A 26,401-nucleotide genomic window follows, 5' to 3' on the forward strand; every position below is an offset into this window, starting at 1 on the left:
GGTAAATGGGGCCGTCATCAGGAGATCCGGAATTTCTGGCAGTCGTTCTGGAGGGTGCTGTACTGGCGGAGCTTGGCACCGTCAGCGGTTTGACAGCCGTCCAGGTCGAGCGACTTGCCGGTGAGCGCCGAGACAATGCGGGTGGTGCCATCTGCGAGGGGGACCAACCGCCAGGACGCGGTCTGGTCGCACGGCCCTTGGATGACGGCGGCGCCATCTGCCGGGGATCCATCGCGGATGCCAAGGCAAAGGGTGGGGGCGGACCCGGGACGGATTTGGACTGCCCCGGCGGCGGCCGCTGAAAACGTATATGTCTGGCAGTTGGAGCCAAGGTACTGCCACTGCTGTAGGACCGCCCCGGTGGTTGTGGCACAGAAGGGAATGTCGAAGGACTTTCCGCTGTGCGCACTGAGGACAGCGCGCTGGCCTATGGGCCGAATGGACCACTGCTGGCAGGCGTTGCCGAGTGAACGCCACTGCCGGACGTCCCCGCCGGCCACAGTGCTGCAATTTGAAACATCGAGCACCTTGCCGTTGGCGCGGTTGCCGAGGGTCAGGAATCCGTCTGCCGTTGCGGTAGGCAGCCATTGTTGGCACGCGTTGGCGAGCCAGGACCACTGCCGCGCATCAGTTCCGTCTGTGGTGCCGCAATTCGCGGAGTCAAGCACCTTCCTGGTGGCAGCATTCACCAACCGGTAGTACCCGTCAGCAGTGGAATCGAGGGTCCAGGTGGTGGCTCCGCCAGCGGGGCCGCACGTCTCCTGGACCACGTTTCCGCCGTCTGCCGTAGATCCGCCGGCCACGCCCAAGCAGAGCCCGCTATTGCGGTTGACCACCTCGAATGAAGCGCCTTCGACGGCAGCCGTGATGGGCCCGCGTTCGCCGGAGGGCACGCTCAGGGCGGTTCCTGTGGCCACAGGCTGGCCGAAAACTGGTTCCCCGGCCGCATCCCACGTCAGCTGCTGGGCGCGGGCGGAACGCTCGCGGCCACATCCGCCGTCAGCACGGGCGTTGCCGTGGTACAGGTTCCAGGTCTGTGTGCCGTCCGGTGAGGTGAAGAAGTCGTTGTGGCCCGGCCCGAAGACGCCGTTTGCCTTGGAGAACACAGGTCCTGAGCTCTTGTTCCAGGATGCGGAGAGCACGGGATCGCCGCCGGTGTAGCGCAAGGTACCCAAGGAGTAGTCCTCGGTTGCGCATGAGCTTGCGGAGAAGACAACCCAGGTTTTTCCGTCTTTCTGCAGAGGGACCGGGCCCTCGTTCACGGGCATGCCTGTCCGCTCCCAGGCAGCGGTGGGCTGGGACAGGATGTTCAGCGGACCGGTGGTGGACCAGGGCGTTGACATCCGTGCAATGTAGTTGCTCTGCAAGCCGTCAGGAGCGAACATTGACCACGTGACGAACAACTCGCCGTTTAGCTCCATGTAGGAGCCGTCAATGTTCCACTCTTTGGTTGGGATGGGCCGGCCCTTGTACGTGTAAGGGCCCATCGGGTCAGTAGAAGCACTTTCAATGACCTGCATCTGCTGGAGCCCGTTGCTGCCCATGGTGTACATGAGGTACCAACGCGGGCCGCTGGGCCCATTCAGGAGCTTGAGTTCAGGGGCCCACATAGTGTTGTCGCGGCCCGGAGTATTGTCTGAGTACACCGTGACGAGCTTGGCTGTCTTGAGACCTTCAAGAGTGGGCGCCTTGCGCATCACAACGTGGTTGTCCCACGTAGTGGCCACCATGTAGTAATTGCCTTGATAAAACTCGATGGTGGGGTCTGCGCCGTCAGCGACGATCGGATTGCTGAATTGCGCTTCACCGATGGCGGACGCTTGCTGCGGCGGGACTGTGAGGACACCGGAAATGGTCAGCAGCACCAGCGCCAGCGCGTATAGCGCAAGATGGCGGGCTCGTAACATGGAGAACTCCTTTGATCTCGTATCGGGGTGGTCAGGAAGTTATGCGGAAAGTAGCGTCTTCGCGCTCTGCAACGGATGACGACGCCGAAACCGGCTCCACGTACAGCTGGAAGTTCCGGTGCCGGATGACACGATCCGGAAAGTTGAGAGATCCGAACGTGGTCCAGGATGGATCTGCCAGCCCTGCACGTCTGGTGAAGGTGGCGTCGCGGGCGAACAGTGACGATCCGTCGTTGCGGGCCAGGACCAGCCCAAATCCGGAGTGGCGAAGAAAAAGGGCGGCGTCAGTGGCGGAGCGGAAGGATACGGCGGAACTGTCGGCCAGCCCCGGAGTGAGGACAAACTGGGAGTCGGTGAACGGGTCCAGAGGGTACGCGTCGATGCGTGCCAGTGAATCACGATGGCGGATGAACCGGTCAGGGAAGTTGTACGACTTTATGCGGTTCCAACGCGGAAGGCCCCACGCGGCGACGAGGCTGGTGTATTCGGCGGCCGAGATGGGCTGGATGGTGGCGTGCTTGGAATTGATCGGCTGCGTGTACAGCCGGCGGGAGAGAGGTGTCCACAGGTCCTGTGCGATGTCTGGGGACGACCACACCATGAACGTTCCGTTGACCGGTGTGTACACGTCGCCCCAGAGGTACCAGGTCCGGCTTGTGGCCGAGCGAATGATGATAGGGGCTTCGGTGAGTCCGGGGCCTGCATAGCCTCGCGTGTAGGTCCCGCCTTCAAAACCGCGCGGAGCGAGATTTCCTTTCGCCCCGTAGAGCTTGTTGTCCCGCTTGTAGTAGAGGTAAGGCGTGGAGCCGTCCATGTGCAAGGTGGCATCGATGACCGGGACGCCGCCGTCGAACCACTTCTGTTGGGAGGAGAACGTGCGAAAATCCGACGTGTAGTTGACGAGAATCACGTCCTGTGTTCCGTCGTGTGCCGAGTAGACCAGGCCGTACTGTCCGCGAGCTGGATCCCAAAACGCTTCGGGGGCCCAGGAATGCGTGGGGAGGCTGTGCATCCTCACACGGCGGTATCCCGTGAAGCTGCGGAGGTCGACAGAATCCCAGATGTGGACGAACTGGTTCTGTTGGGTGAAATCAAGTCCGTTCAGGTCGGTAGCGAGCACAACGAAGGTACCGTCCTGCTTGCGGAAAATGAACGGATCCCGCAAACCGCGGGTGCCGTCAGTTGGATAGACCACCGCAGCGTTCTGATTAAGGGGCTGCCACTCCAGGCCGTCAGAACTGACCGCCAGGTGCAGGCCGTAATCATTGCCCAGACCCTGTGGCGATTCGGTGAAATAGCCCATGACAAAGGCGTCGCCTGGCGCCGCTGCTGCAGGACCGGATGAGTTTAATGCTGCCGGCAGCGCTACAGCAGCAGCGCCGGCGAGAAGGGTGAAAGAGCGGCGGGACAGGTACGTTGATTTGGGGGACAATGCATGCCTCTCTTGGGCCACCCCAAAGGAGGCGGCTGCGGATACAAGTGGGGGACTGCCGGGGGAGCAGCGAAGAGAGCGATGGCTGGGAAGGCCGCCCCCACACGATCAGGGCGCGGCAGAAGAACTCCTTCGTTCGAAACAACCAGCCAGTTGTTAGCGCTCACACTTCCTGGTTCCCAGACTGTACGGATGCATTGAGAGGCATGTCAAGAGTCAGCCCGCAGAAGTTTGAAATCGCTGGACATGGGCTGTGTTAACGCTCACAATTCGGCTCGCCCGGAACGCCTTCAGTTGCTCGGGTCATCGGCTCATCGGGACACAGTCCGCGAGGAAATCATCGCTGCGAGTCCCGTCGCGGTTGAGAAGTGAAGTGTCCCTTCAATGCGGATATTTGGCCGCCAACAAAGGCCCGGTTGACTTGTGGAGACGCCGAATCCGTTATGGGACGGGAGTTCTCGCACGTACTTCTACTCCCGTTGTTTTAACGCCGATAATCTACATTATGTAAAGTTGCAATGGTTGGTCGCATCAATATTCGCCCCAATCCCTCGGAGCCATCGGGATGGCTCACCCTCACCCCTCAGGCCACCACGGAGGGGTCATCGCGGGTATAGTCCGACCATGAACACACGGTGGTCAGGACCGGTCATTGTTGGATCAATATTGTCGTTGGTCGCATCGCTTGCTGCGTGTTCGGCCCCGTCTCCGAAACCTTCCCCGGGCTCGTCTTCGGCCCCCTACTTGCGCATCGTTACAGTCCCTGCACCGCAGAACAGCGCTATGGATGCGGCCTTTACGGGCACTTTAACAGTCGATGGCGACGGCTGTGTTCAGGCTCATTCAGGTGATGAATCTTCCGTCTACACTCTTGCCTGGCCGCAAGGCTATACAGTTCAAGGCGATTTGAAGGCGTTTGAAATCTTCGACGCGAACAAGAACGTCGTAGCCCGTTCAGGATCACCCTTTACGGTTGGCGGCGGACTTATCGACTCGCCACGTGAGAGTTGGACTGAACGAGACTGCTCCAAGGGCCACCTTTGGCTGGTTGCACCGCCCGATTTCTAGATCACGCAGAAATGCTTTTACTGGTTCAGAAACCGGTAGTTGATGGTGCACTCGTTCTCCGCAGAGGGCCACGAGCCTGTCACTGCCGTCTCCCCTACCGGCATCCCCGCCGCAGGGATTCGCTGTTCGGTCCGTTGCGGAGCAAAGGGCATGAGTCGGGTCCTGCAGGTCGCGCACATCTGGTGCGCAGTGAACCAGAAATTATGCGTCCGCTGAAGATCAGCTGATCACTGTCGCCCGCCCGGGTACACACGCGCCTATTTTGATCGGTTGCAAAACTTACGCCAGGTCAGGCGGCGTCGGTTGGGGCGGCGCGGTTATTGATACTGGCAGTCAATCCGTCAATCCGTTCAAGGGCGGCGTTAAGCCGCTCAACCGTCGCCCAGAGGCCAGGGTGCTGTTCCCGAACCTGTTCGAGTGTGCAACCCGCCGACGTGAGCGCCGCGAGATCGAAACTCACATTGGTGCGCGCCCCTGTTATCGCTGCCCTGAGGGCCCCGAAGGCGACAACAGCATCGGCAATAAGCGCCGGGTTACCGTTGGAAGCAAGCCACCCCAAATCTCCTATCGCATCCATTGCCCGCTCTCCAAGTACAGCGGATGCCTTGGCGGCGTCCACGGATGCCCGATGTATTGCATCCTCGCGTTCGGCCCCGGGATCCAGCCGAAACGCGGCCCCAAAGGCCTGGGATGCCGACGCGTCCTCATCCGCCAACCGCAGAGCGGCTTCTCGAAGTGAGTGCGCCCGCGTATGAATATCCGCGAGTTCCTTGCGCTGCTCCTCTTTAGCTTCCGTGTACCCGGCAACCATGGACGTCAACGACGCGGCTACCGCTAGCATCACTCCCGCCCCGGCCCCACCGCCTGGTGAACCGGAGGACTCCGCCAACGCACGCGTCCACTCCTCAACCGTCGAGGTTTGTGTTGTCACTGTTTGAGAATCATCCATAGCATCAAGTCTGCCCTTCTGGCTGGACGGTCCGTTAACTGCCGGTCCAGCTCGTATTCAGCCCTCTGCTCCTCTAATGTGTCGTCCCTTAGCCGAAGTGTGGACAGGATGGCCATCAAAGTGCTCGTCGATGCCCGCTACAGGCGTTCCGAGGGAGGAAAACGCGAGTTTCAGACGTCCCGTCCTGGGCCGGTTCCGGCCATCCTATCCACGGCTTGCGATGCTGGTCTCAAATGAGGGCTCGGTTGTTGATTGACGTATATGCAGCCGCGGGACAAACTCGAGGTGTTCAGTGGCCATGTGTTCGGTTGGGCGGCCGAAATTTCCTGCTGGTTCTCTTTCCGCGATGCGGCTGAGAAGCCGCTGGACCGCCCGATGACCGACCACGCTTTTCCAGGGCGCTACGGCGGTCAGTGGTACGTGGGCTACGCCGGCGATGACGTCGTCGTAGCCGGCAAGGGAAACCTCTCCGGGGACGTCGATGCCTGCGTCTTCCAGCCACATCATGCAGCGCACAGCCAGCTGGTCGTTGTGGACGAAGATACCCGTGGCGCCGTCGCGGACGGACTGCAGGAGGACTTCGGCTGCGTCCTCGGAACCTGCCCCGCCTTCATCGATGACTCCCAGGGATTCCAGGCCCAGCGACTCCACAGCGGATAGGTATCCCTGCCGTACTTGCGGGGTATTGGGGCCAGAGATCATGACACTGACGAGTTTGCGGTGGCCCAGTTCGGCAAGATGCCGGATTGCGAGGGCAGCTCCTGCAGAGTGGGAGGAGCTGACGGAGTCCAGGATTGACGCTACACCCGTGGAAGCGACCGGGCGTTCGACCAGGACGACTGGAACGGAGAGGGACACTAGCCATTGCTGCTGCTCGGCGTCGAGTTCGCCGGTGATGAAATCGGGGGTGGGGGCAATGAGCAGCCCGTCGACGCCTTTGTTCGTGAGTCGGGCGACCTGGTGCATTTCTGTGGCCTTGTCGTAGTCGGAGACGCCAAGGACCAGCCTTGCTCCTGCTGATGCTGCAGCGGCTTTGGCGCCGGCGATGACCCCGTCGAAGTAGTAGTTGCTGTGCGGTACTACCAGACCGATGGTTTTTGGCCCGTCCAATGCCGTCGATGCCGGTTCGGCAGCGGGGGCAACTGAACCATGGGTCCGGTGGACCAGGCCCTGCGCAGCGAGTTCCTCCAGGTCCCGGCGGATCGTCACAGCTGAGATTTTTAGCCGTTGGGCCAGTTCCAGAACGACTTGTGAGCCTTCCTTCTGGACGATCTCGAGAATGGCCTGCCGTCTCTCCGTCACGCTCCGTGCCAACGCAAATCCCTCCGAATGACTGATTGATCAATTTGATCATACTCCCACGATTTGCCGACCATTCGAGTAATGGCAGTACGGACGCGGAAAAACTTTGCGGATACGGCGTACATAATCGCGCCAGCCTTTGGACAAAGCGATCATATGATCTGTGTCATTGATCCTATGCGTGGTGCCCCATAGCATCGCCAGATCCCCAAGTGGTGACATGCACCACCTGCAGACCATGGACATCGACGACATCCAAATCTCCCCTTCGACTGTCACTGCCGGTCTAACAACGGCCACCACGGAGGCCGGCGACATCGGCCTGAACTGGACCGTTGCTGCCCCCGCAAAGACACCGGTAAGCTTTGCCATCCATCCAGGACCAGCCGGATCACCACTCACGGTCGACGCATCCACCCTGATCCGGACCGCCCTGGCCAGCCTCCTGCAGGCCACGGACGTGGAATGGCAACCTTCCAACGAGTACAAGCACGTTGTGGTCGCACGGTATGGCTCGGGCGCAGAAGTGGCCTGCACCAACGAAAGCAGGATCCTCTCCCCCGCCGCTGACACCATGACCACTGCAGTACGCATGGAAGAACATCAAGGCAAGGGTCGACGGCGGCATGGCCACCTTCGGCTCGTCGGCTGACAGGTACGCCCGCCTCTTTTCGTGTTCCAACGGGCCTGCCTGAAGGTCGGCCGACATCTAAACTTTTCATTTCTTTCGTTTGAGCACCAAAACAGATCGTTTTGTTCATCTGCGCTTGACGAGACAGGCGTGGTGTTTCAGCATTGTGAGTGGGGCCACATCTACTAGGAGTTATGTACATGCCACGCAGTCGCAAACCAAGCATCGTCATCGCAGCGGGAATGCTCTCAGCAGCACTCCTCGCCGGCTGTTCGGGAACAGGAGCAGGAACAACCGCACCGCCTGCACCCACCCAGCAAGAGACGGTGGATATCACTTTCTCGTCATGGTTGAAGGGTTCAAAGCAGGTGGTTGACGCATTCAACGCCGCCCAGGACGAAGTCAACGTTACCTTCAACGAAGTAGCCAGTTCGAAGGACAACTACCCGCAGCTGACGAACCAGGTCAAGGCAGGAAACGCGCCGGACGTCATCACGGTGGAATATCCCCGGGTCGCGGAAATGGCCAGCCAGGGAGTTCTGAAGGACATCAGCAACGAAGCCGGTGACCTCGTCAAGGAGAATTTCTCCGAGTCCATCCAGTCCCTGGTCAACTTCGGCGGGTCCACCTGGTCGGTTCCGCTGGACGCAGGCGTCCTGCAGATGTATTACCGCGCAGACCTCTTCGAGCAGTACGGCATCACCGTGCCAAAGACCTGGGACGAGTACAAGGCCGCCGCCGAGAAGGTCGCGGCGGCCGATGGGAACGTCCGCATTGGGGCCAGCGCGGTGGGCGATCCCGCCATGTATGCCGCCCTCGCCTGGCAGAACGGCGCCAAGTGGGGAGGGCTCGACGGCGACTCGTGGAAGGTGGACATCGACACCGAGGAAACCAAGGAAGCGCTGAGGGTCCAGCAGGACCTTGTTGACGCCAAACTACTCTGGACCGAGGACGCCCCGGTGCTGCAGCAGAAGCAGGCAGCCGGCCAGCTCCTCTCCGTCATCAGCGGATCATGGTATGGCGCCGGGCTACAGTCCACTTATGCCGATCAAGCCGGCAAGTGGCGCGTCGCCCCGGTGCCGGCGCCGTCGTCAAAACCGGCCTCTGCGCTCTACGGCGGCTCAACCTTCGGCATCTCGGAGAACAGCACCAAGGCCGAAGCGGGCGTGAAGTTCATCAAGTGGATGACCACCAACCCTGAAGGCATCAAAGCACGCATCGCCGGCGGCACCTCCACAGTCTTCCCAGTGAACGAGGAAGCCCGCATGGCCGCCTCCGGTGCCTTCACGCCTGACTTCTTCGGCGGGCAGAACATCTACGACGTCGCCGCAGAGGGCCTGGCAGCAGTACCCGAAGGCTGGGTATGGGGACCGGGCACGGCCACCACGCTGGCCAAGCTCACCGACGAAAGCGCAAAGGTCAAGGCCGGTACCGCCAAGCTCACCGACATCTTTGCGCCGACCCAGGAAGCCACGGTTTCCGAGTTGAAGAACCGCGGAATCTCCGTCAAGTAAAGACCCCTTGGTTAGTCCGCCGTCTTCCCCCAGGCGGTGGACTAATCAAGGCCCACCCGCAGTGCCACCCATTCGAAGGGAAAAAGTCATGACAGGCGCCACCACAACGGCCCGCTCCACCGTCATACGCCGTTCACGCCGCCGGTCAGGCAGACACGCTTTCCTGTTCCTGGCGCCGTTTTTCGTGCTGTTCCTGGCGTTCACCATCGCCCCCATTGGATACTCCGGGTTCCTGAGCCTCTTCACGGAAAAGTCCAGCGGACTGGGCCTGGGCGGGACAGCACGGGTTTTCAACGGCCTGGCCAACTACGTCCGCGCCTTCCAGGACCAGGCGTTCCTTGCAGGCTTCTTGAACATCGCCGTTTACTGCCTCTTCTACATCCCGGTCATGATCGGCCTGTCCCTGGTGGTGGCGCTTCTGCTGGACTCTGCAGCCGCACGGGCAAAGTCCTTTTTCCGCCTGGCGTTCTACATGCCGAACATCGTCCCCGGCCTGATTGCCGCGGTCATCTGGGTCTACCTCTACACTCCCGGCGTGAGCCCACTGGTGGACGTCTACGAAAGCACCGGCGCCGGTTGGGACATGGGCAGCCACCTGGCCGCCCTGCTCTCCTTGTCCAACATCACCATCTGGCTGCACACCGGCTATAACGTCATCCTCTTCTACGCCGCCCTGCAGGCCGTTCCGCAGGAGGTCCTGGAGGCCGCCACCGTTGACGGCGCAGGACCCATCCGCACCGCCTACGCCATCAAGGCCCGCATGATCATGGGCGCCGTGAGCGTCGCGACCCTGTTCACCGTCGTCGGCGCCATGCAGCTTTTCGCCGAACCGCTGCTCCTGAAGAGCCGCGCAACGTCCATCGACAGCAATTGGACCCCGAACATGTTCATTTACCAAACGGCTTTCGACAAACACGACTTCGGCTATGCGGCAGCAACAGCACTGCTCTTCGCCGTCTTCATCGGAGCCTTCTCCTGGGGCGTCACCAAATTCGGATCAAAGGTGGAATCATGAGCCCGCTGACCACACAACCTGCAGTAAGCGGACCCCCCATCCCCACTCCCCTGCCCCCAGCAGCCCCAAAACGGCGCCAGGCCAAGAGCGCCTGGTCCTCAAAGTTCGCAGTGAACATCGTGCTGGGCCTGTTCTGCCTCTACACACTGTTGCCGCTGACCTGGCTCATTGTCGCCTCGACGAAGAACACCTCAGACCTCTACGGCACAGCCGGATTCTCCTTCGCCGAGTTCAACCTCATCGAAAACCTCATCCAGCTGTTCACTTGGGAAAACGGAACGTTCCTGCGCTGGATGGCCAACACCGCCGCCTACGCCGGCCTCGGTGCCTGTGCCTCCGTGGCCGTATCCTTCCTTGCCGGCCACGCCTTCGACAAGTTCGACTTTCCCGGGAAGGAACGCTGGTTCGGCTTCGTCCTGGTCGGTGTCCTCGTACCCGCAGCAGTTACCACCATGCCGCTCTACCTGCTCGCCTCCAACCTCGGCCTGGTCAACAACTTTTGGGGCGTCTTCCTGCCCCAGGTCGCCAGTCCCTTCGGCGTCTACCTGGCCCGCATGTTCAGCGCCAGTTATGTGCCGAAGGAAATCATCGAGGCCGCCCGCCTGGACGGCGCCGGTGAATTCCGGGCCTTCCTGACCATTGCTGCGCCCCTCATGAAGCCCGGAATCGTCACCCTGTTCCTCATGACTTTCAGCGCCATCTGGAACAACTTCTTCCTCCCGCTGGTCATGCTTAGCGACACGAATCTGTTCCCGGCAGCGCTGGGCATCTACTCCTGGCACGGCAGGACGCTTGCCGACCCCGAGTACGCCCAGCTCGTCGTTGCCGGTTCTCTCGTCACCATCATCCCGGTCATCATCCTCTTCATGTCCCTGCAGAGGTTCTGGAAGGCCGGCATCGGGTCAGGAGCCCTGAAATAGCAACCAACCAGCACCTGACCCGGGCCAACCAGCCCAAAGCCGTCCTCGCGATGGAAAACGACCTTCCGGAAAGACTCTTCGCGCCGGCGGTGTTCCAGGACCTCAAAACCCTTGTGGATCTCCAACCGGCATTGCTCACCAAAGCCAACGCGGAGGATTACCCCCTGCAGGACATCGAACTCATCATTGGATGCTGGGGCTGCCCCCAGCTCGGTGAGGAGATCCTGTACCGGATGCCGCGACTCAAAGCCGTCATCTACACAGCCGGTTCGGTCAAGGAATTCGCCACGGACGAACTGTTCAAGCGCGGGATCGCCGTCACCTCGGGTGCGGTTACCAACGCCCTGCCGGTGGCCGAATACACGCTGGCGATGATCCTCCTCTCCGGCAAGCGTGTCCTGGAACTGGCCCGCGGCTACATGCACACCCGCAAATACCGTCCCTTTGAGGTTGAGCCCGTGCGCTGGGGCAACCACGGCCTCAAGGTCGGCATCGTCGGCGCTTCCCGCATCGGCCGGAGGGTCATTGACCTTCTCGCGCCCTTTGACATCGACGTCGTCTTCTACGACCCCTTCGTGCAGCACGGCATCCTCGACGCCCGCCCTGCCAGCTTGGAACACTTGCTGGAAACCTGCGACGTCGTCAGCCTCCACGCCCCGGAAGTCCCCGAAACCTTCCACATAATCGACAAAGACGCGCTATCCCTGATGCGGGACGGCGCCACGCTGATCAACACTGCCCGGGGATCACTGGTGGACACCGCGGCACTGACAGCGGAACTCGAGTCCGGGCGCCTGCACGCCGTCATCGACGTCACGGACCCGGACCCGCTGCCGGCGGAATCGCCCCTTTTCGATGCCCCAAACCTCGTGCTCACCCCGCACATCGCCGGCTCCCAAGGCAATGAACTCTACCGGCTCGGGGAAGCCGCATACCGGGAAGTCACACGGTTCGTCACCGGCAAGCCGCTCCTGAACCAGGTCAAAGCGGAAGTCCTCTCCCACACCGCCTAGCCGCCGTATCCAGCAGTCAGCGCGGTCAGCGCGTCCTGCAGTCGTAAGGAAATTTTGTTGCCCGACCCCATCCTGAGCTACCAGAACTCCCAACTCTTCCGGTCCAACCAACCCCACCGTATCCTCGCCGGAGCCATCCACTATTTCCGCGTCCATCCCGATCAGTGGCGGGACCGGCTCCTCAAGCTCCGGGCGATGGGGGCCAACACCGTTGACACCTACGTCGCGTGGAACTTCCACCAGCGCCGGCAGGAAGACGAACCCGATTTCAGCGGCTGGCGTGACCTGGGGGCCTTTATCGATACCGCAGCCGGCATCGGCCTGGATGTCATCGTCCGTCCCGGGCCCTTCATTTGTGCCGAATGGGACAACGGCGGGCTCCCGGCCTGGCTGACCGGGCAGCCAGGAATCGGCGTCCGGTCCATGGACCCGGTGTTCACGGCCGCCGTCGAAACGTGGTTCGACCAACTCTTGCCCGTCATCGTGCCGAGGCAGGCCGCCCATGGCGGTCCCGTCGTCGCCGTTCAGATCGAGAACGAATACGGCAGCTACGGCGACGATAAGGAATACCTGCAATGGAACAGGCAGGCGCTTGGGCAGCGCGGCATCACCGAACTGCTGTTTACTGCCGACGGCGGGACGGACTACTTCCTGGACGGCGGCGCCCTGGACGGCACCTGGGCGGCCGCCACCCTGGGCAGCCGCGGCGACGAAGCGATAGAGACCTGGCAACGCCGCCGCCCCGGGGAACCCTTCTTCAACGTGGAATTCTGGGGAGGCTGGTTCGACCATTGGGGCGAAGAGAACCATCACGTCCGCGACATCACCGAAACCTGCACCGAAGTGCGGAAGATTCTGGACCTCGACGGCTCAATCTGCCTCTACATGGCGCACGGCGGCACCAACTTTGGCCTGTTTTCCGGCGCGAACCATGACGGCAGCAAACTGCAGCCAACCACCACCAGCTACGACTCGGACGCCCCCATCGCCGAGAACGGTTCCCTCACGGAGAAATTCCACGCGCTGCGGGCCGAATTCTTCCGCGCCCAGGGCATCACCGATCCTCCCCCGCTCCCGCCCGCACTCCTGGAACCGGCACCGGTACTTCCGGCGCAGTCCCTGCCCGTCGCCGCGGGCAAACCCCTTCTCCCGCTCCTGCGCGAAGCCGCCCGTCCCGTCAGCAGCGTCCTTCCCCTGACCTTTGAACAGCTGGGGCTGGACTCCGGAATGGTTCTGTACTCCTCCCACCCCGTCCTCCCGGGAAGGCCGGACGAACCAACGGAAACCCCGCTACGGATCCTGGGCCTCGCAGACCGCGCCTACATCTGGGTGGACGGCAGCTTCGCCGGAATCCTCGATGACCACAACGCCGCCGACGGGCTCATTCTCACAGGGACAGGAACCCCGGTGCAGTTGGAAATCCTGGTCGAGAACAGGGGCAGGATCAACTACGGGCCACTGATCGGCCAAGGCAAGGGAATCCTGCACGGGGTACTCGTCAATCAACGGCGCACCTTCAACTGGAACCAAACGCCCATTCCGCTGGCCGGGTGGGCAGCAGAGGAACTCGAACCCCTCCTCTCGGCAACCCTCGATATCGACGCACCTGCAGATACCTACCTCGCATTCCCTGGCTTCGGGCAAGGCTTTGTCTGGGTCAACGGATTCCTCCTGGGCCGCTACCAGGAGGCCGGGCCGCAGGTCACCCTCTACGTCCCCGCACCCCTCCTGCACGCAGGAACCAACCACATCCACATCCTGGACCTGGTCAAGCACGGCACGCAGGTTGAGCTTCGTCCCGAGCCTGAACTGGGTACCCCCAGTACGGGGAAAATCCTCGCCGCGGAACTGTAGCCGGGACCCCATCATGAGCACAGCAACAACACCATGGAACAGCCATGCGCCTTCACGGCAGGTGGCCCTTGCCCTGGACATCGGCGGAACCACGCTCAAGGGCGCGGCCGTCGATACCACCGGCCGCACCCTCATCACGCAAACCATCCCCACGGGCCGCCCTGGTAAAGGTGTCATGCACCGGGCACTGGCGATCCTCAAGGCACTGAAGGCCGAATCACTCCAACGGGGGCTGCATCCCGTTGGCATCGGCGTCGGGACTCCTGGACTGGTGAACTCCGGCACCGGCATGGTCGAATATGCCTCATCCCTGGGCTGGACCACCATGCCCGTCGCGGAGGTGCTCTCCGCGGAATTCGGTCTTCCCGTTCTCATCAGCCACGACGCGCGCGCCGCCGGGCTGGCAGAAGCCCGCCTCCTGCCACAGGCTCCAGGCCAAGATTCTGTCTTTGTCGCCATCGGCACCGGAGTCGGGGCAGCAGTCATCACCGACGGCACCGTCGTCAAAGGAGCGACCCACTCCGCCGGAGAACTAGGCCATATCCCCGTCATCCCCGGCGGCGAAACATGCACCTGCAGCCAGCGCGGCTGCCTCGAAGCCTACTTTTCCGGCGCGGGCCTCGTCCGCAGATACCGCGGCCGTGGAGGAGATCCTGGCATGACCACGGCAGATATCGCCTCCGGCCGGGCGGGCGAGACCGGTGCAAGCATCTGGGACGAAGGAATTAAGGCTCTTGCCCTGGCGCTGGCCACCGTCACCCTGCTCACCGACCCCAAAACGATCATCATCGGCGGCGGACTGTCCGAAGCCGGGGACACACTCCTGCACCCACTCGGGCAGAACATGGTATCGCTCCTGGGCTGGCGCCGCCCGCCGGAACTGCGGCGCTCACTGCTGGGACCACGCGCGGGACAAATCGGGGCCGCCATCCTTGGCTTCCGGGCGGCTGGTTCCCCGAACGCAGGCACCAGCTGGCGCCCTGAAGACGTCACCGCCGAAGCACCACGGCCGCTGGAAGAGCGCACAAGCCCGCCGCTGACACACAACCTCAGGAACCACCAAGGACACCCATGAAAATCGCCATCGTTAAGACCACCGCCGACATCGGCGCCTACGCCGCAGACATCATCGAGAACCGCATCAGCAGCGGCCGCCTCAAAGTCCTCGGCGTCGCGACCGGATCCTCTCCGCTGCCCGTCTATCAGGAACTGGCCGCCCGGCGCCCGGAAGGCCTGTCGGCTTTGTCCGCCTTCGCACTGGACGAGTACGTGGGCCTCAGCCCCAGCCACCCCGAGAGCTACCACGCAGTCATCGACCGCGAAGTGACAAAGCCCCTCGGACTGGACCCGGAACGAGTCCACATGCCGGATGGGACTGCCACCGACCTGGAAGGGGCCTGCGCCGGCTATGAGGAACTCATCACTGCCTCCGGCGGAATCGACCTCCAACTACTGGGAATCGGTTCCACCGGCCACATCGGCTTCAACGAGCCAACCTCATCCCTGAGCTCACGCACCAGGATAAAAACCCTCACCCCTCAGACGCGCAAAGACAATGCCCGATTCTTCACCAGTCCGGACGAAGTCCCAACGCACTGCCTCACCCAAGGCCTCGGCACCATTATGGACGCGAAGGAAGTCGTACTGATCGCCCAGGGCCGCTCGAAGGCAAAGGCCATCGCCGGCCTCATTGAAGGCCCAGTCAGCGCCATGTGTCCCGGCTCGGTGCTGCAAATGCACCCCCAGGCCACGGTAATCCTGGATGAAGAGGCCTCCGCAGAACTTCAAGGCGCCGCCTACTACAAATACGTGGCAGAGAACCTGCCCCTCTGGCAGGGGTAACCCCCTGCTCTCGGAAAACCTCGCCCAGAAAACAACGCACCGGCAAAGTGTTCTCTGCGATCTCATCGTGCACAGCGCGCGCCTCCTCGACGGCAACGGCACGGTAGAAAACGGATGGGTGGCAATCCAAGACCGCACGATTATCGCTACCGGCTCGGAAACCGGATGGCACACCTATGCCGCCCCGGACGTCGTCGACGGCAGCGGCGGGATCCTCGTACCCGGATTCATCGACCTGCACTGTCACGGAGCAGGCGGAGCAGCTTTTGACGCCGAACCCGAAGACATCCTGACGGCACTGGCGGTCCACAGGGCACACGGCACCACCCGCTCCGTTCTCAGCCTTGTCAGCGCCCCTCTCGATGAGCTCTGCCGCAGCCTGAACACCATTGCAGACCTGGCTGACACCAACCCCCTGATCCTCGGATCACACCTCGAAGGACCCTTCCTCGCCACCGCCCGGTGCGGTGCCCACAACCCGGATCACCTGATACATCCCACCCCCGCAGCGGTAGACCGGCTCCTCGACGCAGCCCGTGGGACCCTCCGCCAAATCACCATCGCCCCGGAACTGCCCGGAGCCCTTGACGCGATCGAAGAATTCGTCGCCGCAGGAGTCAGCGTGGCAGTAGGCCACACCGACGCGGACATGGCACTCACCAAAAAGGCCTTCGCCCGTGGCGCTACCCTGCTCACCCACGCCTTCAACGCGATGGCCGGAATCCATCACCGTGCACCCGGCCCTGTCGTAGCCGCATTCGGCGACCCGGCCGCATCCCTGGAAATCATTCTGGACGGCGTCCACCTAGACCCCGCCGTAGCAAAAATGGCCTTCGACGCGGCCCCGGGCCGAATCGCCCTGGTCACCGACGCCATGGCCGCAACAGGGGCGAAAGACGGGCACTACCGCCTGGGCAGCGCAGACGTCACCGTCGAGGCAGGGCGCGCCGTCCTGGCAGGAACCGGCACAATCGCCGGATCCACACTCACCCAGGACACCGCATTCAGGAATGCGGTCACCCTGCTCAAGCTCCCACTCACAGCAGCTGTGCAGGCATTGACGGCCACACCCGCCCACCTGGTTGGCCGCGAAGACCTCGGAAGCCTCAGTGTTGGGAAAGCAGCTGACTTTGTCCTGCTCGATCAGGGATACAACATACTCGTTGTATGGGCGGACGGGGAGAATCAAACACGCTCCACCTGAAGATCGACAGGCACTTGCCCTGTTTAGCACGGCGCCAACTATAGGTTCCGGTCGCTGTACAGGCTGTGCGCCCTCACGAATCACATGGATCAGAGAGGGCGATGACAGCCGCTGCTACCGGCCCATGCCGTACTGCCTGCACGTCATCCCAGTACCCGAGCAGGTGAAGCGTTGTCATCCGGAAGACCAACGCCCTCAGCAGCAGCTGGCGCCATTCCGGAATACCATGGTGATCGGCCAAATCGTCCAGTGAGTATCCATGCCAACACGCCGCATCGGCCACTGCAATCGCCGCCCCCAGTCCTGCCGGACGCCAATAGGGTGCCCAGTCGATCAACGCCGGCGGGCGCCCCTGTGCAAAGAGGACGTTGCCCAGAAGATCACCGTGAATGACCTGCGACGGCGTTCCCACCGGCTGGTACTCCTCCACCAACAGCTCCAGAAGCTGATCGGCAGGCAAAGCCGCCTCACCCCAGGCAATGCGGTCCGCGTTGCTCCACGGATCGTTCGACGCCATGATGAAGGCTGGCCGCGGGAGCCCCGCAATGGCGCGGTGAAACACCTCACCTGCATGCACGACGTCGGAAACCCGGGTCTCGTCCGCGGCGCCAGGGATCCACTCGGCGGCTTGCCAGCCATCGCGGACCCACTTGCCTCGATCGTCGCGGATGGGGCGCGGAACAGTAAACAATTCGGCACCGTCAAGCTCTGCCAGCACCTCTGACTTCCAGGCAGCCTCTTCGGTATCCTCCGTGGGGCGAACCACGACGTGCCCTGCCCGCCAGGTGAGTCCCCGGCCCCCGGCCAACCGCTCCGGCGGCCCCGAAGCCCCGAATGCCGCAAACACCGCCCGTGGAGGTTGCATCTGGGAATTACTTCCAGCCATCCGTCCAGTATGCATGCTGCTGCCTAATGCCCATCCACATCGCGGCGCGTTCCTGCCCAAGCTTGCCTGCTTATCTATTCGGCTGCTTTCCGAGCGACGATCGTGTAGGTGCACGGCACAAGGTCCCGCTCGGGCAGCGGCCACGCGTAGCCACCTGGCACCTCCAGCATGCGCCGGCTGAACTTCCATGGAATGGTGTTGTCCTCGTCGAAACGGAGAATTTGCAAGCCTGCCCTGATGAGCGAGTTGAGGATGTCGGACAGGGGGTGGGCCCACTGATACGTCCGGGAGTGCGCAACTTTTCCATCGCCGGCATACGTGGACTCGTCATCCCATACCTGTGCCCTGCCGTTGCCAAAGTATGGATACCTCAACTGCAGTCCGTCGGCGTGCTCGTCAAGGGCGTAGAGGGCAGGATGCCCGTCCCGGATGTAAAACAACCCCCCTGCCCGTAGCAGACCCGACACCTGGGCTGCCCACCGGTCCAGGTCAGGCAGCCAGGTAATGGTTCCGATACTGGTGTACACGAGGTCAAAGTCGCCCTCGACGGCGGCACGGGCCTCGAGGACGTCCGTCTCGATCCACGTTGATTCGAGTCCCAGATGCCGTGCCAGGTTGGCGGCAGATTCCAGCGCGGCAGGGGAGAAATCGACGCCCGTGACCTGGGCGCCGGCCCGGGCCAGGGAGAGCGTATCCGTCCCGATATGGCACTGAAGGTGGCAGACATCCAGACCCGCCACCGTGCCCCCTGCAAGGAAAGGCTGCAGCGCGGCCAAGTCCGTGCGGACGATTTCGGTCAAGTAGTCCGGATCGTCCAAGGCCCTGATCCCATACGCCTTTTCGTGCAACGGAACACGGTCTTCCCAGTTGTCGCGGTTGCTCGCACGCGCAGCTTCCCATTCGACCGCAAGCGGCTTTTCACTCATGAGTCGAGTCTATGCAGAGGGGTGGACCGGCAGCGAAAGCCACCACCACGGCGCAGGCGTCTTTACATCCGCGTCCTGCCGCGTCCACAATAAAGCGCACCACAGCCTCCACTGGGCCAACAGCGCGCTGTCCATTGAAAACCTGCAATGCAAGGGGCAATGACATGAATGAGCAGACAGATGCCATCGAAGCGGACCGGGCGCTGAAGCAAAAGCACCGGGCCATGTGGGCCCAGGGCGACTACCCAGCCCTCGCCAGCGAACTGATTCCGGACCTCGGGGCAATCCTCGTGGAGGCCTGCGGGGTCAAGCCCCGGCAGCGAGTCCTTGACGTGGCCGCCGGCGCCGGCAACGCGGCGATTCCCGCAGCCATGATGGGGGCGGAGGTGGTGGCCAGCGACCTCACCCCCGAACTCTTCGACGCCGGACGCCGGCAGGCAGCGGACCGGGGGGCTGAACTGGAATGGATGGAAGGCGACGCCGAGTCCCTGCCGTTTCCTGATGACGAATTCGATGTGGTGCTGTCCTGCCTGGGTGTGATGTTCGCACCGCACCACCAGTCGGCCGCGGATGAGTTGGTGCGGGTGTGCAAACCCGGCGGCACCATTGGGCTGCTGAGCTGGACGCCCGACGGGTTTATCGGCAGGATGTTCGCTGCCATGAAGCCGTTTGCTCCCCCGCCCCCGCCTGGTGCCCAGCCACCGCCACTCTGGGGCAGTGAAGCCCATGTGCGGGAGCTCCTGGGTGACAGGATTACCGATGTCCAGGCGCGGACGCAGACAGTCTCAATCACCAGCTTCCATAAGCCGGACGACTTTCTGCATTACTTCAAGTCCCATTACGGCCCCACCATCTCCGTCTACAAGTTCCTCGCCGGCGATGAGGAAAAGATCCAGGCGCTGGACAAGGCGCTCACGGAACTGGCCGACACGTTCAGCGATGCCCACGGTGATGCGCCATCGCAAATGGACTGGGAATACTTGCTGCTGACGGCCAGGAAGCAGGCACGGAAACCCGCCACTCCCGCGTAGCGGCGCATTCTCGGTCTTATCCGATTCAGGCGGGTCTTGAACTTCCCGCCTTCGCATGTGAGTATTCACACAGCGGGATAACGATTTCCCACTACCCCTCGGCCCGACTTCAGGGCGATTGCCGATGCTGCGCACGGACGTGGGAGAGTGTTGTTAGCGCTCACTCACCAACCACGCTCGCTGTGATTGCCATGGCGAGCCGTGGGACGGGCCCGTGTCTGGACGGAGTGCAGTGCCGCCGTCGCAGTCGTGATCGACGGGCCCACAACCTCAGCCAGCCCTAGCGAACGGAAGTCAATGACGACGAATTACCGCCACCCGCACTCATTCGGCAGCACGATTTCACGGAGGTCCCTGATAACAGGCGCCTCGTTGGCCATACCACTTGCAGCCTTCGGAACTTTGGGTGCCTCGGCGGCCAAGGACAAACCCCGTTCCGTGCCGCTTGCCACCGCAGCCGGAGCCGGAGCGTCCAACTACGCACACCCTGGCCTGGTGCACACGCTCTCGGACATCGAACAAGTATCGACACAGGTGGGCAGCGGCGCCCAGCCCTGGTTGGGAGGCTGGAACCGTCTCGTGGCGAATGGCCGCTCGAATTCGGGGTGGCAGCCGCGTCCGCTGGAGACAGTCGTCCGCGGCGGCGACGGCTCCAACTACGGGCAGCTGTTCCCTGACGTCCATGCCGCGTACCAGAACGCCCTGCGCTGGCGGATCTCCGGGGACGCCGCCCATGGAGCGGCTGCCGTGCGGATCCTCAACGCCTGGTCCGGAATGTTGACCACGGTCACCGGCAACGCAGACCGCTTCCTGGCTGCGGGCATCTACGGCTACCAGTTCGCCAACGCGGCGGAGCTAGTACGGGACCACCCGGACTTCGAGTTTGAGCGGTTCCGCGGCATGCTCCTCAACATTTTCCACCCGATGAACGAACACTTCCTCACCAATCACAACGGTGCCGTGATCACCAACTACTGGGCCAACTGGGACCTCTGCAACATGGCATCGATTCTGGCCATCGGCATCCTCGCGGACCGCGACGATCTCGTGGACCGCGCGGTCACTTACTTCCAGAGCGGTGCGGGCAACGGCTCCCTGCCCAATGCTGTGCCGTACGTTTACGAGGACGAGGGCCTGGCGCAGTGGCAGGAGAGCGGCCGCGACCAGGCGCACAGCATCATGGGCATCGGGCTGATGGGTGCCTTCTGTGAAATGGCCTGGAACCAAGGCATCGACTGCTACGGACACGATAACAACCGATTCCTCAAGGCGGCCGAGTACGTCGCCAAGTACAACCTCGGCCATGACGTCCCCTTCACCCCGTACACGTGGCAGTCCGGCCCATTGAGCACCGCCCCGCACGCCGGCTGGCAGACCCAGACTGTCCCGGGTGAGGGCGGGCGCGGGCAGGGCCGGCCGGTGTGGGATCAGGTTCTGGGACACTACTCCGGCCGCAAGGGCCTCAGCACCCCCTGGGTCAGCCAGATCGCTGCCACCCTTCGGCCTGATGGCGGAGGCGGCGACTATGGTTCCACGTCTGGAGGGTATGACGCACTGGGATTCGGCACCCTGATGCAGTACCCCGCCCAGACTGGCAGACGTTTCTCCCGCCTGCAAAGCTTCAACGTCCCGGACCGCTATGTCCGGCACTCCGGTTCGACAGTCCGCCTCGATCCCGTTACTTCGCCGGTCAAGGACTCACAGTTCCGGGTAGTTTCCGGGCTGGCAAGTGCGGCAGATGGCCGCATCTCCTTCGAATCCGTGGACATGCCCGGCTACTTCCTGCGCCACTGGAACTACCAATTCAGCCTGGTGCAGAATGATGGCTCCGCGGTCTTCAAGGCCGACACGACCTTCCTTCCTGTGTCCGGCTTGGGCCACAGCCGCCTGACATCCTTCCGGTCGCACAACTTCCCGGACCGGTATATCCGGCACCAGAACTACGCCCTGGTTCTGGCCCCAATGGTGAGCGATCTGGACCGTGCCGACGCAACATTCCGGATGGTCGACTAGCTCCGGCTCAAAAGGACCGCTGAATACACACACTGACTGCAGTACATCTTGGGGCGGGAGCTCCAGCCTTCCGCCCCAAGATGCCCACTTGCGGGAACCGGCTCCGGCGCCCTAGAATCGGGCCCATGCGCTTCTCAGCTTCCTCTTCTTGGTGGCCCGCCCCGTAAGGCGGACTGACGCGCGCAAAAACCACGCTCACGACCGCCTCGCCAGGCGGTCGTTTTTTTGCGGCACCGGTCGGGTGGGGTGGACACAAATCCAGGGACTGTCCATGACCTCGCTCCTCACCCGCATCGTTAACTCCTCCGCCGAGGCATCACTGCCCTTCGCCGTCATACGGCGCCAGCAGTCCGACGTCGTAGACGTCCTCACAGGCGATATTGTCGACGTCGAAAACCTGGCGGACATCCCCCTCGACTGGACGTCCAGCGGACAGGACGTGCTTACCTTGGTTCCGTTCCGCCAGGTCAGGGAGCGCGGATTTGCAGCAACCGACGACGGCGCGCCGCTCCGTTGCCTGCTGGTAACGGAACGTGAAACGGTCACCATCGCTGAAGCGCTGGCCACTCTCCCCGGCTACACGGTCCCCATCGAGTCTCTCGGATTTGAGACGTCCGACGCAGACTACGCCGGGATCGTACGGCGGGTTATCGACGACGAAATTGGACAAGGCGAAGGCGCCAACTTTGTCATCCGGCGCTCGTTCCGCGGAGGCATCGAAGCTTCCCCGGCGTCTGCGGTGCTTGCCTGGATGCGTGCCCTGCTCCTCTCAGAGCAGGGAGCCTACTGGACCTTTGCGGTGCACTCCCCCGGCCATTCACTTGTCGGAGCAACTCCGGAGCGCCACGTCTCGGTCAAGGACGGCATGGTGACGATGAATCCCATTTCCGGGACATACCGGCACCCAGCGGCAGGTCCCACCGCAGACGGCGTTCTGGAATTCCTCTCCGACATCAAGGAGAGCGGCGAACTCTTTATGGTGGTCGATGAGGAACTGAAAATGATGAGCGCCATCTGTCCGGACGGCGGGCGCATCCTGGGTCCGTACCTCAAGCAGATGTCCAGGCTCAGCCACACCGAGTATCTGCTGGAGGGACGAACCGGGCTGGATCTGCGGGAGGTCCTGCGTGCCACGATGTTCGCTCCCACCGTTACCGGCTCTCCCATGGAGAACGCCTGTTCCGTCATCGAACGCCATGAAGAGGGTGGCCGCGGATACTACTCAGGTGTCCTGGCGTTCTTTGAGTCCCGAATGGACGGGAACGGCTGCGTTTCCTATGAGCTGGACGCACCAATCCTCATCCGTACGGCGCATGTGGACGGGGCAGGCGGAGTCACCGTGTCAGCAGGCGCTACGCTCGTTCGGCTCTCGACGCCGGAAGGAGAGGCAGCAGAAACGCACGCAAAAGCGTCAGGAATACTCTCGGCGCTTGGGCTCCTCCCTTCGACGCCGGTCCCGCCTGCGGTGGACCTGAACTCACTGCCCGGCGTGGCTGAGGCGCTTCTGGATCGCAACAATCAACTGGCGCCGTTTTGGCTCCGCCCCCAGGGCTGGGAACAACACCCGCCCTTTTCCGGCAACACAGCGCTTGTCGTTGACTGCGAGGACCAGTTCACCGAGATGCTCGCCCATCAACTGCGGCACCTCGGTCTGGAAACCACCGTGGTCCGATGGGACGCCGCCGTGGATATCTCCAGCGCGGACCTGGTGGTCTTCGGGCCTGGCCCCGGGGACCCCCGGAGCGACACCAGCAGGCGGCTGGAAACCGTGCGGACCTTGATGCTTGCCAGGCTGGAGACGGGCCGGCCGCTGCTCGCCGTCTGCCTGAGCCACCAGCTCCTGTCGATCCTTGCGGGGCTTTCCGTTGAAGCATTGCCCATCCCCCGTCAGGGCACACGGCTTGACGCAGACGTTTTCGGTACCCGGGCCAGCCTCGGCTTTTACAACACCTTCGCCGCCATGGCTGAGCCGGACCAGCTGGCAACACCTCGCCTCAACCTGGAAATTTCCGCAGACAACGGCGTCGTGAACGCGTTACGCGGCGAAGGGGTCGCATCTATCCAGGGACACCTGGAATCTGTGCTCTCTACAGACGGCTTGGCCACGTTGGAGCGGCTCGTACATTCCGTGCTTTCCAGGCCCGCGGCCGGGCAAAGCTTCGCGGCGGACCTGTCGGTGCAGAGGCTGGAGGCCGGTCAGCCGTCGTAGGCCTGCTGAAGCTGCGCGATGTCCAACTTCCGCATTCCAAGCATCGCCTGCATGGCGCGCTGCGAGCCCTCGGGATCAGCACCCCCAAGAAGTGATCCGAGCACGGACGGGATGATCTGCCAGGACACCCCATAACGGTCCTTCAGCCACCCACACTGCTGCTCGGATCCGCCGTCGGTGAGTGCTGTCCAGTAGCGGTCAACCTCGTCCTGGTCGGCACAATCGACCACAAAGGACACTGCTTCAGTGAAATTGCTGGCCGGGCCGCCATTGAGCGCCATAAACCTGCGCCCTTCGATCTCGAACTCCACCGTCATCGCCTGGCCCACGGGCCCCGGGCCGCCCTCCCCGAACCTGGCAACGTTGAGGATCCTGGAATCGCTAAAGACCGAAGTGTATAAGCCGGCGGCTTCCTCAGCCTGGTTTTCGAACCACAGGCATGTCGAAATTTTCTGCATCTGCTTCCTCTCCGAGCTGAGCCTAATCCGGCGGGACTACCTGCACAACGATTTCGGACGGATCGCCGTAGTGCGGCGGGCACCGGTCTTTGCTTTCCACTGTCAGCAAACCGCTAGGCTCGAAAGCGTGAATCCAGAGATCCAACAGACGAAACGGCCGGACGGCTCCGACGGCGCCGGGCGTCTTATCGTGGCCGGAGCGGCCCTGGCCGATGCCATCCTTATCCTGGTCTTCGCGGCCATCGGCCGGGACGCACACCAGCGCGGTGACGTTGTCACGGGGGTGCTGCTGACCGCCTGGCCCTTCCTTGCCGGTGCTGCGCTTGCGTGGGCTGCGGCAAGAGTGTGGCGCCGTCCGCTGTCTGTCCGGCCGGCAGGGCTGGCCGTCTGGCTCGGAACTGTCGCCGGCGGGATGCTCCTGCGTGCCCTGACCGGACAAACTGTGGTTATCGCGTTTGTCATCGTCGCCCTGGTGACCCTGGGCTTGTTCCTGGTGGGCTACCGTCTCCTGCTGGCCCTGCTCATCAGGTTGCGCAGCACGGCAAGCAAAGGTTGATGGCCGGAGCGATGTAATAGGCTGGCAGCACTGAAGAGTCCCGCCGGCGCACTGCCACGGCCTACAAATCCGGAAGGATTGAAGTGATCACCGCATTCGTTCTGATCAAAACAGATGCCGCCCGCATTCCCGAAACGGCGGAGGAGATTTCCGCCATCCAGGGCATCAGCGAGGTGTACTCCGTCACCGGGGAATGGGACCTCATTGCCGTGGCCCGGGTATCCCGCCACGAGGAACTGGCCGATGTCATCGCAGACAGGCTTTCGAAGGTTCCGGCTGTGGTGCATACCAGTACGCACATCGCTTTTCGCGCCTACTCCCAGCACGACCTGGATGCGGCGTTCGCTCTGGGCTTCGAACAGTAAGTACCGTCACCAACCAAACGCAGAGCGGGACCCGGCGAATCAGCCGGGTCCCGCTCTGCTGTCTGGCAATGCCCTGTCTGGCACTGCCTGACGGGCGGCTCATGCCTGGGTGAGCGATACCCACTTATCAAGGACTCCTGCGGCAGCGCCGGAGTCGATTGAGGCAGTGGCCCGCGCCAGCGCCGAGCGCATACGTTCGAGGAAAGGCCCGTGGGCTTCTGTATCGAAAGCCACCAGTCCTGCTGCCGCATTGAGCAGGACCGCATCGCGGGCTGGTCCCGCCTTGCCGGCGAGGACGTCGCGTACGACGGCGGCATTGGCCTGCGCATCTCCGCCACGGAGCTCCTCCACCGTCGCCGGACGGATTCCAAGATCGGCCGGCGAGAAAGCCAACTCGATGACGGCACCGTCCCGGATCTCCCAGACGGTGGAAGGTCCTGTGGTGGTCAGTTCGTCCAGCCCGTCGTCTCCGCGGAACACCAGCCCCCTGCTCCCCCTGCGCGCCAGGACACCTGCAACCAAGGGCGCCATCCTGGCGTTGGCCACTCCCACGGCTGAGGCCTGGACGTGCGCCGGGTTGGTCAGCGGGCCCAGGAAGTTGAAGGCTGTGGGAATGGCGAGTTCACGCCGGGGCACAGCGGTGTGACGGAACGACGGATGGAATACCTGCGCAAAACAGAAGGTGATGCCGGCTTCCTCGGCGTTGGAGGCCACCTGGTCGATGGGGAGGTCGAGCCTGACGCCCAAAGCCTCCAGAACATCCGCAGAACCTGAGGAGGACGACGCCGCCCGGTTGCCGTGCTTCACCACCTTGGCGCCCGCTCCTGCAGCCACCAGGGCTGCCATGGTTGAAATGTTCACCGTGTTGAGCTGGTCTCCTCCGGTGCCAACAATGTCCAGCTTTTGCCCGGAAATACTCACTGGCCTGGCGTGGCCCAGCATTGCTTCGACCAAACCTGAGATCTCTTCGACTGTTTCGCCCTTGGCGCGGAGGGCAACGAGGAAGCCGGCAATCTGTGCCGGGGTCGCCTCGCCGGACATAATGGTCCCCATCGCCCAGGCGGTACTGTCCGCTGTCAGGTCTGTGCCATTAATGAGTGCGGAGATGAGCCGCGGCCACGAGTTGCCGGCCGCCGGTGCCGATGCCTGAGAAGTCACCCCCTGATGCTATCGACCGGGCGGCGGCCGTGACCAATATGAACCCGAACGGGAACTTTTCCCGCTGATTTCGCGTCTTTGTAGAAAAAGTCCCCCGAAAAGCCGGTTCGCGTTGGGAACTACGGAAGTTTATAGACATAATGTCTAT

The 26,401-nt window shown here is 62.7% G+C and carries 23 protein-coding genes; 15 read left to right on the plus strand and 8 right to left on the minus strand.

Annotation, left to right across the window (positions count from 1 at the left end; all coding sequences use genetic code 11):
• Window positions 1–17 precede the first annotated feature (17 nt).
• Together M1E17_RS12980 and M1E17_RS12985 are read right to left on the minus strand one after the other, a co-directional pair.
• Entirely contained in the window at window positions 18–1,907 is a 1,890-nt protein-coding gene (locus tag M1E17_RS12980) for an RICIN domain-containing protein (protein ID WP_457962446.1), read from the minus strand.
• A 31-nt stretch (window positions 1,908–1,938) separates the two neighbouring features.
• Window positions 1,939–3,339, minus strand: coding sequence for a glycoside hydrolase family 43 protein (locus tag M1E17_RS12985; protein ID WP_457962447.1), 1,401 nt, complete (start codon window positions 3,337–3,339; stop codon window positions 1,939–1,941).
• Between the two features lie 783 nt (window positions 3,340–4,122).
• Between M1E17_RS12985 and M1E17_RS12990 the strand changes: the two genes are divergently transcribed.
• The gene (locus M1E17_RS12990; protein ID WP_457962448.1) at window positions 4,123–4,407 is read left to right on the plus strand and encodes a hypothetical protein; all 285 of its coding nucleotides are present in this window, start codon (window positions 4,123–4,125) and stop codon (window positions 4,405–4,407) included.
• A gap of 289 nt (window positions 4,408–4,696) precedes the next feature.
• On the opposite strand, the gene M1E17_RS12995 is transcribed toward M1E17_RS12990, so the two are convergent.
• A complete protein-coding gene (locus tag M1E17_RS12995) occupies window positions 4,697–5,356 on the minus strand; it encodes a cyclodeaminase/cyclohydrolase family protein (RefSeq protein ID WP_457962449.1) in 660 nt (219 codons plus the stop codon).
• A 204-nt stretch (window positions 5,357–5,560) separates the two neighbouring features.
• Window positions 5,561–6,658, minus strand: coding sequence for a substrate-binding domain-containing protein (locus M1E17_RS13000; protein WP_457962450.1), 1,098 nt, complete (start codon window positions 6,656–6,658; stop codon window positions 5,561–5,563).
• Between the two features lie 220 nt (window positions 6,659–6,878).
• Between M1E17_RS13000 and M1E17_RS13005 the strand changes: the two genes are divergently transcribed.
• The 9 genes from M1E17_RS13005 (at window position 6,879) to nagA (ending at window position 16,651) form a co-directional block, all read left to right on the plus strand.
• The gene (locus M1E17_RS13005) at window positions 6,879–7,310 is read left to right on the plus strand and encodes a hypothetical protein (RefSeq protein ID WP_457962451.1); all 432 of its coding nucleotides are present in this window, start codon (window positions 6,879–6,881) and stop codon (window positions 7,308–7,310) included.
• Between the two features lie 179 nt (window positions 7,311–7,489).
• Entirely contained in the window at window positions 7,490–8,803 is a 1,314-nt protein-coding gene (locus M1E17_RS13010; RefSeq protein ID WP_457962452.1) for an ABC transporter substrate-binding protein, read from the plus strand.
• Between the two features lie 88 nt (window positions 8,804–8,891).
• A complete protein-coding gene (locus M1E17_RS13015) occupies window positions 8,892–9,818 on the plus strand; it encodes a carbohydrate ABC transporter permease (RefSeq protein ID WP_457962453.1) in 927 nt (308 codons plus the stop codon).
• On the plus strand, window positions 9,815–10,738 hold the full coding sequence (locus M1E17_RS13020; protein WP_457962454.1) for a carbohydrate ABC transporter permease: 924 nt from the start codon (window positions 9,815–9,817) through the stop codon (window positions 10,736–10,738). Before M1E17_RS13015 ends, M1E17_RS13020 begins: the two co-directional genes overlap by 4 nt.
• A gap of 50 nt (window positions 10,739–10,788) precedes the next feature.
• The gene (locus tag M1E17_RS13025) at window positions 10,789–11,751 is read left to right on the plus strand and encodes a hydroxyacid dehydrogenase (protein WP_457962455.1); all 963 of its coding nucleotides are present in this window, start codon (window positions 10,789–10,791) and stop codon (window positions 11,749–11,751) included.
• A gap of 57 nt (window positions 11,752–11,808) precedes the next feature.
• Complete coding sequence (locus M1E17_RS13030; protein ID WP_457962456.1) at window positions 11,809–13,605, plus strand: glycoside hydrolase family 35 protein; 1,797 nt, start codon at window positions 11,809–11,811, stop codon at window positions 13,603–13,605.
• Window positions 13,606–13,618: 13 nt separating this feature from the next.
• Window positions 13,619–14,680, plus strand: coding sequence for an ROK family protein (locus tag M1E17_RS13035; protein WP_457962457.1), 1,062 nt, complete (start codon window positions 13,619–13,621; stop codon window positions 14,678–14,680).
• Window positions 14,677–15,447, plus strand: a complete 771-nt coding sequence (nagB, locus tag M1E17_RS13040) for a glucosamine-6-phosphate deaminase (protein WP_457962458.1) — start codon at window positions 14,677–14,679, stop codon at window positions 15,445–15,447. Before M1E17_RS13035 ends, nagB begins: the two co-directional genes overlap by 4 nt.
• Before the next feature lie 118 nt (window positions 15,448–15,565).
• A complete protein-coding gene (nagA, locus tag M1E17_RS13045; protein ID WP_457962459.1) occupies window positions 15,566–16,651 on the plus strand; it encodes an N-acetylglucosamine-6-phosphate deacetylase in 1,086 nt (361 codons plus the stop codon).
• Between the two features lie 73 nt (window positions 16,652–16,724).
• Here the strand turns inward: nagA and M1E17_RS13050 are convergent, their stop codons facing one another.
• Both M1E17_RS13050 and M1E17_RS13055 read right to left on the minus strand, forming a co-directional pair.
• A complete protein-coding gene (locus M1E17_RS13050) occupies window positions 16,725–17,516 on the minus strand; it encodes a hypothetical protein (protein ID WP_457962460.1) in 792 nt (263 codons plus the stop codon).
• 95 nt (window positions 17,517–17,611) lie between these two features.
• Window positions 17,612–18,463 carry a class I SAM-dependent methyltransferase gene (locus tag M1E17_RS13055; protein ID WP_457962461.1) on the minus strand — a complete coding sequence of 284 codons (852 nt, stop codon included), beginning with the start codon at window positions 18,461–18,463 and terminating at the stop codon, window positions 17,612–17,614.
• Between the two features lie 164 nt (window positions 18,464–18,627).
• Between M1E17_RS13055 and M1E17_RS13060 the strand changes: the two genes are divergently transcribed.
• The 3 genes from M1E17_RS13060 (at window position 18,628) to M1E17_RS13070 (ending at window position 23,716) form a co-directional block, all read left to right on the plus strand.
• Entirely contained in the window at window positions 18,628–19,494 is an 867-nt protein-coding gene (locus M1E17_RS13060; protein ID WP_457962462.1) for a class I SAM-dependent methyltransferase, read from the plus strand.
• 372 nt (window positions 19,495–19,866) lie between these two features.
• The gene (locus tag M1E17_RS13065; protein ID WP_457962463.1) at window positions 19,867–21,507 is read left to right on the plus strand and encodes an AbfB domain-containing protein; all 1,641 of its coding nucleotides are present in this window, start codon (window positions 19,867–19,869) and stop codon (window positions 21,505–21,507) included.
• Window positions 21,508–21,778: 271 nt separating this feature from the next.
• Window positions 21,779–23,716 carry a chorismate-binding protein gene (locus M1E17_RS13070; protein ID WP_457962464.1) on the plus strand — a complete coding sequence of 646 codons (1,938 nt, stop codon included), beginning with the start codon at window positions 21,779–21,781 and terminating at the stop codon, window positions 23,714–23,716.
• Here M1E17_RS13070 and M1E17_RS13075 read toward each other — a convergent pair.
• Window positions 23,704–24,174 carry a VOC family protein gene (locus tag M1E17_RS13075; protein ID WP_457962465.1) on the minus strand — a complete coding sequence of 157 codons (471 nt, stop codon included), beginning with the start codon at window positions 24,172–24,174 and terminating at the stop codon, window positions 23,704–23,706. The genes M1E17_RS13070 and M1E17_RS13075 overlap by 13 nt on opposite strands.
• Before the next feature lie 139 nt (window positions 24,175–24,313).
• Here M1E17_RS13075 and M1E17_RS13080 point away from each other — a divergent pair, with 139 nt between their 5' ends.
• Window positions 24,314–24,730 carry a DUF3054 domain-containing protein gene (locus M1E17_RS13080; RefSeq protein ID WP_457967742.1) on the plus strand — a complete coding sequence of 139 codons (417 nt, stop codon included), beginning with the start codon at window positions 24,314–24,316 and terminating at the stop codon, window positions 24,728–24,730.
• Between the two features lie 83 nt (window positions 24,731–24,813).
• On the plus strand, window positions 24,814–25,095 hold the full coding sequence (locus M1E17_RS13085) for an Lrp/AsnC family transcriptional regulator (protein ID WP_267275206.1): 282 nt from the start codon (window positions 24,814–24,816) through the stop codon (window positions 25,093–25,095).
• A 99-nt stretch (window positions 25,096–25,194) separates the two neighbouring features.
• On the opposite strand, the gene trpD is transcribed toward M1E17_RS13085, so the two are convergent.
• Entirely contained in the window at window positions 25,195–26,253 is a 1,059-nt protein-coding gene (gene trpD / locus M1E17_RS13090; protein ID WP_457962466.1) for an anthranilate phosphoribosyltransferase, read from the minus strand.
• Window positions 26,254–26,401 lie beyond the last annotated feature (148 nt).

Source organism: Arthrobacter sp. D1-29 (genome assembly GCF_054130585.1).

Bases quoted from the DNA above. Each gene is read 5' to 3' on its own strand.
- M1E17_RS12980 (WP_457962446.1), bottom strand. From the start codon at position 1,907: ATGTTACGAGCCCGCCATCTTGCGCTATACGCGCTGGCGCTGGTGCTG.
- M1E17_RS12990 (WP_457962448.1), top strand. From the start codon at position 4,123: ATGGATGCGGCCTTTACGGGCACTTTAACAGTCGATGGCGACGGCTGT.
- M1E17_RS12995 (WP_457962449.1), bottom strand. From the start codon at position 5,356: ATGGATGATTCTCAAACAGTGACAACACAAACCTCGACGGTTGAGGAG.
- M1E17_RS13005 (WP_457962451.1), top strand. From the start codon at position 6,879: ATGCACCACCTGCAGACCATGGACATCGACGACATCCAAATCTCCCCT.
- M1E17_RS13010 (WP_457962452.1), top strand. From the start codon at position 7,490: ATGCCACGCAGTCGCAAACCAAGCATCGTCATCGCAGCGGGAATGCTC.
- M1E17_RS13015 (WP_457962453.1), top strand. From the start codon at position 8,892: ATGACAGGCGCCACCACAACGGCCCGCTCCACCGTCATACGCCGTTCA.
- M1E17_RS13020 (WP_457962454.1), top strand. From the start codon at position 9,815: ATGAGCCCGCTGACCACACAACCTGCAGTAAGCGGACCCCCCATCCCC.
- M1E17_RS13025 (WP_457962455.1), top strand. From the start codon at position 10,789: ATGGAAAACGACCTTCCGGAAAGACTCTTCGCGCCGGCGGTGTTCCAG.
- M1E17_RS13035 (WP_457962457.1), top strand. From the start codon at position 13,619: ATGAGCACAGCAACAACACCATGGAACAGCCATGCGCCTTCACGGCAG.
- nagB (WP_457962458.1), top strand. From the start codon at position 14,677: ATGAAAATCGCCATCGTTAAGACCACCGCCGACATCGGCGCCTACGCC.
- M1E17_RS13050 (WP_457962460.1), bottom strand. From the start codon at position 17,516: ATGCAACCTCCACGGGCGGTGTTTGCGGCATTCGGGGCTTCGGGGCCG.
- M1E17_RS13055 (WP_457962461.1), bottom strand. From the start codon at position 18,463: ATGAGTGAAAAGCCGCTTGCGGTCGAATGGGAAGCTGCGCGTGCGAGC.
- M1E17_RS13060 (WP_457962462.1), top strand. From the start codon at position 18,628: ATGAATGAGCAGACAGATGCCATCGAAGCGGACCGGGCGCTGAAGCAA.
- M1E17_RS13070 (WP_457962464.1), top strand. From the start codon at position 21,779: ATGACCTCGCTCCTCACCCGCATCGTTAACTCCTCCGCCGAGGCATCA.
- M1E17_RS13075 (WP_457962465.1), bottom strand. From the start codon at position 24,174: ATGCAGAAAATTTCGACATGCCTGTGGTTCGAAAACCAGGCTGAGGAA.